This window comes from uncultured Negativibacillus sp., from assembly GCF_944388365.1.
GTDB lineage: Bacteria > Bacillota > Clostridia > Oscillospirales > Ruminococcaceae > Negativibacillus.
The window spans coordinates 1-9,701 of record NZ_CALXIN010000070.1; the positions used below are offsets into that span (position 1 = coordinate 1).

10 protein-coding genes are annotated in these 9,701 nt (G+C 54.9%); 4 read left to right on the forward strand and 6 right to left on the reverse strand.

Annotated features, from left to right (window positions below):
* Nucleotides 1-106 precede the first annotated feature (106 nt).
* The 3 genes from Q0L39_RS08885 to Q0L39_RS08895 all read right to left on the reverse strand — a co-directional run bounded on the left by Q0L39_RS08885 (nt 107) and on the right by Q0L39_RS08895 (nt 5,157).
* Entirely contained in the window at nt 107-751 is a 645-nt protein-coding gene (locus Q0L39_RS08885) for a CatA-like O-acetyltransferase (protein ID WP_296628486.1), read from the reverse strand.
* An 18-nt stretch (nt 752-769) separates the two neighbouring features.
* Nucleotides 770-2,665 carry a glycoside hydrolase family 13 protein gene (locus tag Q0L39_RS08890; protein ID WP_296628488.1) on the reverse strand — a complete coding sequence of 632 codons (1,896 nt, stop codon included), beginning with the start codon at nt 2,663-2,665 and terminating at the stop codon, nt 770-772.
* A gap of 92 nt (nt 2,666-2,757) precedes the next feature.
* Nucleotides 2,758-5,157, reverse strand: a complete 2,400-nt coding sequence (locus tag Q0L39_RS08895) for a glycogen/starch/alpha-glucan phosphorylase (RefSeq protein ID WP_296628490.1) — start codon at nt 5,155-5,157, stop codon at nt 2,758-2,760.
* A gap of 429 nt (nt 5,158-5,586) precedes the next feature.
* Here Q0L39_RS08895 and Q0L39_RS08900 point away from each other — a divergent pair, with 429 nt between their 5' ends.
* The 4 genes from Q0L39_RS08900 to tsaD all read left to right on the forward strand — a co-directional run bounded on the left by Q0L39_RS08900 (nt 5,587) and on the right by tsaD (nt 8,276).
* On the forward strand, nt 5,587-5,943 hold the full coding sequence (locus tag Q0L39_RS08900; protein WP_296628492.1) for a cell division protein ZapA: 357 nt from the start codon (nt 5,587-5,589) through the stop codon (nt 5,941-5,943).
* A 159-nt stretch (nt 5,944-6,102) separates the two neighbouring features.
* On the forward strand, nt 6,103-6,594 hold the full coding sequence (locus Q0L39_RS08905) for a GNAT family N-acetyltransferase (RefSeq protein WP_296628493.1): 492 nt from the start codon (nt 6,103-6,105) through the stop codon (nt 6,592-6,594).
* A 166-nt stretch (nt 6,595-6,760) separates the two neighbouring features.
* Nucleotides 6,761-7,228: a ribosomal protein S18-alanine N-acetyltransferase gene (gene rimI, locus Q0L39_RS08910; protein ID WP_296628495.1), complete on the forward strand. Its 468-nt coding sequence runs from the start codon at nt 6,761-6,763 to the stop codon at nt 7,226-7,228.
* A gap of 28 nt (nt 7,229-7,256) precedes the next feature.
* Complete coding sequence (gene tsaD, locus Q0L39_RS08915) at nt 7,257-8,276, forward strand: tRNA (adenosine(37)-N6)-threonylcarbamoyltransferase complex transferase subunit TsaD (RefSeq protein ID WP_296628497.1); 1,020 nt, start codon at nt 7,257-7,259, stop codon at nt 8,274-8,276.
* Between the two features lie 54 nt (nt 8,277-8,330).
* On the opposite strand, the gene Q0L39_RS08920 is transcribed toward tsaD, so the two are convergent.
* The 3 genes from Q0L39_RS08920 to srtB all read right to left on the reverse strand — a co-directional run.
* Nucleotides 8,331-8,609 (reverse strand): DUF4160 domain-containing protein, encoded by a 279-nt coding sequence (locus Q0L39_RS08920; protein ID WP_296628499.1) that lies wholly within the window; start codon nt 8,607-8,609, stop codon nt 8,331-8,333.
* Nucleotides 8,602-8,871 carry a hypothetical protein gene (locus Q0L39_RS08925; RefSeq protein WP_296628501.1) on the reverse strand — a complete coding sequence of 90 codons (270 nt, stop codon included), beginning with the start codon at nt 8,869-8,871 and terminating at the stop codon, nt 8,602-8,604. Before Q0L39_RS08925 ends, Q0L39_RS08920 begins: the two co-directional genes overlap by 8 nt.
* Before the next feature lie 32 nt (nt 8,872-8,903).
* Nucleotides 8,904-9,701 (reverse strand): class B sortase (gene srtB / locus Q0L39_RS08930; protein WP_296628502.1); only part of this gene is annotated, 798 nt, incomplete at its 5' end.

The following is a 9,701-nucleotide window of genomic DNA, read 5'->3' on the forward strand; positions in this document are numbered from 1 at the left end:
GGTTGCCTTTTTGGCATAAAAATCACCCCACTTGTTATTCAGTATACCATACTGTCTAACAAATGGGGTGCAGTTCACAGCGGACGGCAAGCCGTTTTTTTATCTTTTACAGCCAGCTGGAAAACTGGTCGATCAGCTGCTGGCAGTCATCGAACAGGCGGCAGAGGTGAAATCCATCGCACACCGCGTGGTGTACCTGCACCGACAGCGGCAGCAGCGTTCTGCCGTCCCGCTCAAAGTATCGCCCGATGGTGAAGATGGGCAGCAGAAAGCGGCGGGCATCGGGCAGGTCCAGATGAAATTCACTGAAGCTGCGCCACGGCAGACAGGAGATGTCGAAGGTTTGTCCGGCAGGCTTTGCCACCATGGCATGACAGCCGCCGAAGTTTTTCACATCTTCCAGGTAGCTTTGTTGAAAATCTGCAAAGCAGTCGGTATAGCCGGTCCACAGGCAGGAGAAGGTTTCGGTGTCCTGATGAAAGATGGTGTAGGACGGGTCCAGCCTGTCATAATAGAACAGCCGTCCCTGCTCGTCCAGCGACATCCGAAATTCCGCGCGGGCATTGACGCAGCGCGCCAGCAGGTAGATGACCGCCGGATAAAACTTTCCGCCCTTTGCCTTGAGTGCGGGCAGAAATTCGGTGATATCCAGCGTGTCGGTCATGCCGTAGCGGCAGTTGACCGCGTCGAGATAGTGGCGGAAGTGTTCGCTTCGCGCCCAGTGTTCCATATCCACATAGGTGACAGACATACACAGGCTCCTTCTTGTTTAAAACATTCCTTCGACGTTGATGTCGTTGTCCACATACATCAATACGGCGCTCTGTGCGCCAAGCAGGCCGTTCTGATAGCTGCCCAGCAGCAGATGAAGCTGGGCATCCTCAAAGCCAGGAGGCAGCGGCAGCGACTTTTCGCTCTGGGAGCGGTTGATTGCCACCAGCAGCTTTTTGGTGCCGCTGATGCGCAGATAGGCGCACAGGTCGCTGTCCACCACCAGCGGCAGGAAGTCCGCTTCGGTGAGAAACGGCATCGACAGCCGCAGCTGACCCAGCCTTGCAAACCAGTCGACCAGCTCGTGATTTTCGTTGCCCCAAGGGTAACAGCAGCGGTTAAACGGGTCGGCGTAGCCGCTGAGTCCTGCCTCATCGCCGTAGTACAGGCAGGGAATACCAGGCAGGAAGTATTGCAGGGTGGAAGCCAGCTTGAGCAGCACCTGACCGCGGGCATAGGCATCCAGCGGCAGATAGTGGTGCTGTGCCTGCCAGGGACGCTGTTTGCCCTCCATCGACTCGCCCACCAGCACGGTGATGGCGCGAGGCGTGTCGTGGGTGGACAGCGAGTTCATCATGGCGTGCATCGCAGGCTTGGGATAGTTTTCGATGATCGAGACCACTCCGTTTAAGAATTCGTCGTCGTGTCCGGTGAGGACATAGCCGAGCACGGCATTGCGGAACGGGTAGTTCATCACGCTGTCCAGCTGCTGTCCCAGCAGATAGCGGCGGCGGTTGCCATAGCTGATCTTGTTGGAGGCATCCTCCCAGACCTCGCCGATGACCACCTTGTCCTCGCCAAACGACTTGACCGTCTGATAGACGCGGTCGATGAAGGCGTCGGGCAGCTCGTCAGCCACATCCAGCCGGAAGCCGGAGGCGCCCAGCCGCAGCCATTTCGCCAGCACGCCGGTCCGAGGATTGCAGATAAAGTCGATATAGTCCGGCTGTGTCTCGCGGACGTTTGGCAGAGTGACAAAGCCCCACCAGCTTTCGTATTCATCGGGATAGCGCTTGAAGCTGTACCATTCGCGGTAGGGACTGTTGGGATCGCGGTAGGCGCCGCTGTGCTCGCCGTAGCGTCCGTCGCGGTTAAAGTAGACGCTGTCGCTGCCGGTGTGGCTGAACACGCCGTCGAGGATGACCGAGATGCCGCACTTTTTGGCCTCGGCACACAGCGCTGCAAAATCCTCCTCGGTGCCCAGCAGCGGGTCAATTTTGTTGTAGTCGGCGGTGTTGTAGCGGTGATTGGAGTGCGCCTCAAAGATTGGGTTCAGGTACAGGCAGGTGACGCCCAGCTTTTGCAGATAGGGCAGCTTCTGGGTGATGCCGATGAGGTCTCCGCCAAAGTAGTCGGAGTTGGTGATCTCGCCCTTTTCGTTTGGCAGATAGACCGGCAGAGCGCCCCAGTCATTGCGCAAAACGCGGTCGCTGGGAACATTTTGCTTTGGAGTGCCGGAGTTGCAGAAGCGGTCAGGGAAGATCTGATACATGATGCCATTGCCAAGGCTGTTCGGGCGGTGCATGCTGGGATCATAGACGGTCAGCTGCCAGTAGCGGTCGGTGTGCAGGCCCATGTCGCCGCGCATCGAGTCGTTGGCGTGGATGACGTGGGTCACGCCGCTGTGCTCAGTGACCCTGAAGTAGTAAAAGTAGAGTTTGGGACGGGTGGGAGTGAAGGTGACGGTGTAGCGGTTCAGGCGCAGATTGCCGCGCAGAAACTGCATGGGAAAGCTGCGGTCGGTTTCGCCGTCGCTGCACAGCACAAACTCCACCTTTTGAGGCAGCACGTCCTTGGGCAGATGGATGGAGAACTGGACCTGAGTCCCAGCGGCGACGGCGCCGAAGGGCTGCTTAAAAACGGACATCCGGCTGTCATAGATACAAAAATCCATACGTTCATTCCTTTCTGCGAGGAGCAAGATGAAAAAAATCCGGCGGGGCAATCCCGCCGGATGGCTGCGGTGTTGCCGCAGAGAAAGTTTGTTTAGTCGAGGTTCCAGATGTTGCGTGCATACTCATGGATTGCGCGGTCTGCACAGAAGTAGCCCGACTGAGCGATGTTGACAAGCGACATCTTCTGCCACTTCATCTGGTCGTTGCGGTAGGTGTCAAACGCCAGCCTGCGGGTCTTGTCGTAGGACTCAAAGTCGCGCAGCACCATATACGGGTCGCTGTTTTTGAGCGAGGAGGCAATCTGGTCGAAGCTGTCGCCGGCGATGTTCGAGCCGATCATGTCGATGGCCTGTTTGAGCACCGGATTGCTCAGATACAGCTCGTTTGGATAGTAGCCGCTGGCTTTGAGCTGGTTTACCTCAGGCGTGCGCATACCAAAGACAAAGATGTTGTCCTCACCGATCGCCTGACCGATCTCGACGTTGGCGCCGTCCCAGGTGCCGATGGTGACCGCACCGTTGAGCATCAGCTTCATGTTGCCGGTGCCGGAGGCCTCGGTGCCTGCCAGCGAGATCTGCTCGGAGATTTCACTTGCCGGCATCAGCAGTTCGGACAGGGTGACGCGGTAGTCCTCGAGGTAGACGATCTTGAGGATGTCGCGGGTCTGCGGGTCGTTTTCGATCATTTCGCCCAGGCTGCAGATAAACTTGATGATCTGTTTTGCCATGTAGTAGCCAGGAGCAGCCTTGGCGCCGAAGATGAAGGTGACCGGCGGGATGTCGGCGTGCGGATTCTGTTTGATCTCGTTGTACAGCGCCAGGATGTGCAGGGCGTTGAGGTGCTGACGCTTATACTCGTGCATACGTTTGACCTGTACATCGAAGATGGAGTTCGGGTCGATGACCTGACCGGTGTGCTCCTTGATATAGGCGGCAAAGTCCTGCTTGTTTGCCAGCTTGATTTTGGCAAGCTGCTCGAGCACCTGTTTGTCGTTCTGGTACGGCATCAGCTTTTGGAGCTGCTCCATGTCGTGCATAAAGCCGTCGCCGATCAAGTCCTTGATGTAGTTATTCAGGCGCGGATTGGACTGATACAGCCATCTGCGGGAGGCGATGCCGTTGGTGACATTTTTAAACTTATAAGGCTGAATCTTATAGAAGTCGTTGAACAGGTCGTTTTTGAGGATCTCACTGTGCAGCGAGGAAACGCCGTTGACGCTGTGGGAGCCAACGACCGAGAGGTTTGCCATGCGGATCGAGTGGTTGTCGATGATGGCCATGCGCGAGCAGGTGTAGCCGTCCAGATGGAACTGTTCCGCCAGCTGTTTGCAGAAGCGGTTGTTGATCTCGACGACGATCTGGTAGATTCTTGGCAGCAGGGTGCGGAACATGTCCTCGTTCCAGCACTCGAGCGCTTCGCTCATGACGGTGTGGTTGGTGTAGGCAAAGGTGTTGGAAACGATGGTCCATGCCTTATCCCACGGATAGCCGCACTCGTCGAGCAGGATGCGCATCAGCTCCGGAATTGCCAGCGCCGGATGGGTGTCGTTGATGTGGATGGCGTTTTTCTCGGCAAAGTTTTCCAGTGTGCCGTAGATCTCCATGTGGCGGCGGACGATGTCCGAGATGGAGGCTGCCACCAGGAAGTACTGCTGGCGCAGACGCAGGTTTTTGCCTGCCGGATGGTTGTCGTTTGGATAGAGCACCTTGCTGATGACCTCGGCGTTGGAAGCCTGACCCAGCGCATTGAGGTAGTCGCCGCGGTTAAATGCTTCCATATCCAGCGCAGGCTGTTTTGCACTCCAGACGCGCAGGAGGCTGACCGCCTTGCCGTCGTAGCCGGAGATCATGATGTCATAAGGCACCGCCTTGACGGTGGTGTAGTCCTTGTAGAGAACGTGATGATAGCCGTAGTCCCAGAACTCCTCGACGCAGCCGCCGAAGTTTATGTCGACGGTGTGTTCAGGGATGCATTCGAGCCATACATCGCCGCCAGGCAGCCAGTTGTCAGGCAGCTCGGTCTGCCAGCCGTCGATGATCTTCTGTTTGAAGATGCCAAACTCATAGAGGATGGAGTAGCCCATGGCAGGATAGCCGCAGGTGGCAAGCGCGTCCATAAAGCAGGCAGCCAGTCTGCCAAGTCCGCCGTTGCCAAGGCCGGCATCCGGTTCCAGCTCGAACAGGTTTTCCATCTTGACGCCCATCTCCTTGAGGGCGGTGGAAAATTCCGAGGCGATGTTGAGGTTGTAGATCGAGTTTTTCAGCGAGCGTCCCAGCAAAAATTCCATGCACAGATAGTAGGTCTGTTTGCGGCCCTTTGCCTTGGAATCCGCCATGAAGTGTCTGCGCTTTTCCTTGAGGATGCGGCGCACCAGGGAGGCAGATGCTTTATAGTAAACTTCATCGGGAGCAGTTTCAGGGGTCATGCCCAGCGATTCGATTTCCGCAGTCAGTTGTGCTTTGATCTGCGCAGCGGTCAGTTTAGCTTCCATAATGATTAACCACCATTTCTCCGCACAATAAATATTGTGAATAGACAGGGCGTTTTGGTGCGGACAAAACACCCGTACAAATATTGACAGAAGAATAAAGTAACATTATGATACTTTAAAAATTATAGTATATCGACCGGTCAAAAACAAGACGTTGTCCTCCAATTATGGCAGGATGAACAGAAACCAAAGGAAAAAATCACCTATCCTTCAAAAATTATGCAGTCTTTGGCGAAGAAACGGACAAAAAACAGAGGAAATTCTGCAATGCGACAAGGCAAGCCCCTTTACTTTGGCAAGCAAAATCATATATAATTAAAGAAACTGTCCTTGTGCGGACAGGGGATGAGATTTCAAAATTTTCCGGAGCGGATGGCTCCGCAGCGATAGATGGTTGTTAGGCAAAAACGGACAGAAAGGATGAGCTGTATGGCGGGACAGAACAAGATCAGAGTGGAGATTTGTGGTTCGAGATATGTGGTTTCCTCCACCGAATCGCCCGAATATGTAAAACGTCTGGTAAATTCCATCGAGAGCAAGGTGCAGTCGATCATGGATTCGGGCCAGAACGTCACCTTAAACGACGCCTATTTTCTGGCGCTGCTGGGATATGCGGATATGTACGAAAAAAGCGAACTCAACGCCGACCACATTCGCAGCCAGCTGACCGAATATCTGGAGGACTCGACCAAGGCAAAGCTGGAGGTGGACGAGTACCGCCGCGAAAACGAAAAATTAAAGCGGGAGATCGCCATTCTGCGCCAGAACTTAGGACGCGATCATTGAAGAGGCCCACTGGAGGATGCAGAGTTTGCCACCATGGACGGACTGCTCTTCCAGCCTGAAGAGGGCACAACCAATGAATATGGCGAGGACGAATATGAATATGACTATGCCGCCGAACAGCGGGAAAAGCAGCAGGACTAGGCGGCAGGGGAGAAGGCTATGCAGTATCAATTTCGGCAGGCACGGGCAGGTGATGTGGACGACATCATCGCCATCATCCAGGACCGCATCGACTGGATGGACCGCGAGGGCCTGTATCAGTGGAACAAAACCCATTATATGCAGCGGTATCCGCGGGAATATTTTCTGGAGCGCATCGGAGCCGGAGAGTTTTATCTGGCGCTGGACGGAGAAAATCCGGTGGGCGTGATGGCGCTGCTGACCGACGATCCGCGCTGGGAAGGCGAACAGCCCAAAAACTGCTACTATGTGCACCATCTGGCGGCAAAGGTATCGGCAAAAGGTGCTGGAAAGCAGATGCTCGGCTTTTGTGAGGAGCTGTCCCGTCGGGAAGGCCGGTCGGTGGTGCGGCTGGACTGCCAGCAGGGCAATGAGAAGCTCAATGCCTTTTATGAGGCGTTGGGCTATCGTTATGTCGGTCCGATGGTCGAGGGCGAATACGAGGGATTCAAGCGGGAAAAACAGCTGTAACAAGGCAAATTTTCGCAGAGAATTTAAGGAAACCACTTTTTTCGCGGCGGCTAATTTGCTATAATCGTTTGAGAAAGAAACCTTTGTCATGATGCAGCCCGCCCGAGGCGGCCGGTGGGCGCAAAAAGAAAACTGCCGCCCATTCAGGAAAGGAAGATTTATTTACATGGACGAACAAGGGCAGAGTATCACCGTCGTGGAGATGCAGCCAAAACATATCGAGGCGCTGGAACGACTGGAACAGGAGTGTTTTTCTACCCCGTGGAGCTTTGACGCATTGGTGTCCGAGCTGTCCAACCCGCTGGCAGTATTTCGCGTAGCGGAGCTGGACGGAGAGGTTGCCGGTTATGTTGGGATGCATCACATCGTCGACGAGGGATACATCTGCAATATTGCGGTGTTTTCCCAGTACCGCCGGCGCGGTGTGGCGACATCGCTGATGCAGGCACTGGACGATTATGCCAGAGAAAACGACATGGCGTCCATCTCGCTGGAGGTCAGAGAATCCAACCAAATAGCCCAACAGTTCTATGAAAAATTTGATTTTGAAGTGGTGGGACACCGCAAACACTTTTATGCCAATCCCACCGAGGATGCCCTGATCATGACCCGAAGCTACGGCGGTCTGTTTTAAGGCATCGGTGATGTAAGGAGAATGGACATTGAATATTCTTGCAATCGAGTCCTCCTGCGATGAGACCGCTGCTGCGGTCATCCAGGATGGCAGAGTGATTTTAAGCTCGGTCATCAACTCGCAGGTGGAGGAACACAAACAATATGGCGGCGTTGTGCCGGAGATTGCCTCGCGGCGCCACGCCGAAAACATCTGTGCCGTCGTACAGCAGGCGCTGGACGACGCCGGTGAGACCTTCCAGAGCATCGACGCCGTGGCGGTGACCTATGCGCCAGGGTTGATCGGTGCGCTGCTGGTCGGCGTCAACTACGCCAAGGGTGTGGCACTGGCGGCAGGCAAGCCGCTGATTCCGGTGCACCACATCCGCGGACACATCGCGGCAAACTATCTGACCCATCCCGACTTAAAGCCGCCGTTTTTGTGTCTGGTGGCGTCGGGCGGACACAGCCACATCATCAAGGTCAACGACTACACCAAGTTTGAGATCATCGGACGCACCCGCGACGATGCTGCCGGCGAGGCGTTTGACAAGGCTGCCCGCGTGTTGGGATTCTGCTATCCAGGCGGCATCTATATCGACAAGGCTGCCCAGCAGGGAGAGCGCGGTCACTACAAGCTGCCAAAGCCGAAGGTCAACGGCTCGGAATTTGACTTCAGCTTTTCCGGCTTAAAGACAGCGATCATTAATATTGCCCACCATGCCGAGCAGAAAGGCGAGAGCCTGGAGATCAACAATCTGGCGGCGGACTTTCAGGGGACGGTGGCGGACATCCTGACCGACCACCTGATGCGTGCAGCCGAGTACACCCACAGCAATAAAATTGTGGTTGCAGGCGGCGTGAGTGCAAACAGCGGACTGCGCAGCGCACTGGAAACGGCGTGCCGTGAGAAAGGATACGAGCTGTATCTGCCAAAGCTGAGCCTGTGCGGCGACAACGCCGCGATGATCGGTTCGCAGGCCTACTATGAGTATCTGGCAGGCAAACGGGCGGATCTGTCGCTCAACGGCGTGGCTTCGATGCCGGTCGACGAGGCATTTTGCGAGTAGAAATCAAAAAAACCTCTGCGGATGAATACCATCCGCAGAGGTTTTTTAGGTTTATCAGCAGTAAAAGGAAATTGTATTCTCACAAAAATGCTCTTTCCATCTGCGACAGATCAGGAAAAACTGTGCCGAGATAATTTCCAGAAGTTCGTTTGGGTCCTGTTGTGGAATGCGGCTGTTGTTATTTGCAACAATACATCCGCCGGTGCTGGAAAGCCAGATTTTTGTAGCCGATGGGGAAGGCTTGCCCTTGGCGATGTGAACATGAATTGGTTCGCCGTTTTCATTGGACCAGAAGAAAATGACATATTCTCCAATTTGAAACAGCTTAGGCACAATGCACACCTCCCGAGGAGGCATATTTGAAAATCAGATGTGCATTGTGGTGCAAAAACTCCTCGAAGAATGCGATTTCGTCGTCAGAAAACCCTTCATTTATGGTCCAGCAATACTCTGGAAGGGAGCAGCGCGACGTACAAAATCCAGAATCTGCCGGCCGTTCAAAGTGGACCTCCACCGACTGTTTTCCATCCTTTTCCAGAATCTGAGAATGGCAGATTTCGGTGTCGTCCCACAATGTCATATAGGGATACATCATCGTTTTCACACTCCTTTGTTGCGGCAAAAAGCTTATCCAAACAGTGCGGTCCAGATCTCCGGCATCAGCGGGTCCTCCCGCTTGGTGACGTTCTGGCCAAAGTCCTGAGCCTTTTCTCCGTCGCGCAGCTGCCGTGCCACTACGACCAGCCTTGCATCGGCAAACTCATAGGTGCAGGTGGACAGGGTCAGCAGTTTATCGTCGGCGGTCATTTTGACGCCGGTGTCGATCAGCGACCGCCGGTCGATTTCGGAGATGTAGGCCTCCTTGGCTGCCTTGGTGCTGAATTTGAGATAGTTGATATAATCAAACACCGCTCCATGCTCCGGCTTGGTGGAGACGATGTACACCGCCGTCACCGCATACTCGTACTTCTGGTAGAGGGTGCTCAGCTGGATGATCGGATTTTCTGCCAAAAATTCGGGGTCTCGGAAGTTGGTGAGAACGTTGAACATCGACTTGTCGCTGGTGATGTTGTGACCGTACAGGATGGTGTTGTCGTCGCTTAGGTCGGGAGAGTTGCGCTCGTCCATGAAGATCTGACCGTGGCTGTCCTCTTTGCCGTAAAAATCGTGGGTCAGATAGTATTCGTTGTCGCGCTGCACCACCGGTGTGCTGAACAGTCCGTTGCCGATGTTGAGCCATCCGACAATGTCGCTGTTTACCTCATACAGCGCCGTATATTCGGGCAGGATGGCAAGCTCTCCGGACGGCTGCTGGTCGGACGGAGAGCTGGTGCTTTCACCCACCACCGGCTCTCCGGACGGCTGCTGGTCGGACGGAGAGCTGGTGCTTTCACCCACCACCGGTTCTCCCGTCTGGGAGGAACC

Excerpts from the sequence above, each read along its gene's own strand:
- Q0L39_RS08900 (WP_296628492.1), top strand. The coding sequence starts at position 5,587 with ATGGCGGGACAGAACAAGATCAGAGTGGAGATTTGTGGTTCGAGATAT.
- rimI (WP_296628495.1), top strand. The coding sequence starts at position 6,761 with ATGGACGAACAAGGGCAGAGTATCACCGTCGTGGAGATGCAGCCAAAA.
- Q0L39_RS08895 (WP_296628490.1), bottom strand. The coding sequence starts at position 5,157 with ATGGAAGCTAAACTGACCGCTGCGCAGATCAAAGCACAACTGACTGCG.
- Q0L39_RS08890 (WP_296628488.1), bottom strand. The coding sequence starts at position 2,665 with ATGGATTTTTGTATCTATGACAGCCGGATGTCCGTTTTTAAGCAGCCC.
- Q0L39_RS08925 (WP_296628501.1), bottom strand. The coding sequence starts at position 8,871 with ATGATGTATCCCTATATGACATTGTGGGACGACACCGAAATCTGCCAT.
- Q0L39_RS08885 (WP_296628486.1), bottom strand. The coding sequence starts at position 751 with ATGTCTGTCACCTATGTGGATATGGAACACTGGGCGCGAAGCGAACAC.
- Q0L39_RS08905 (WP_296628493.1), top strand. The coding sequence starts at position 6,103 with ATGCAGTATCAATTTCGGCAGGCACGGGCAGGTGATGTGGACGACATC.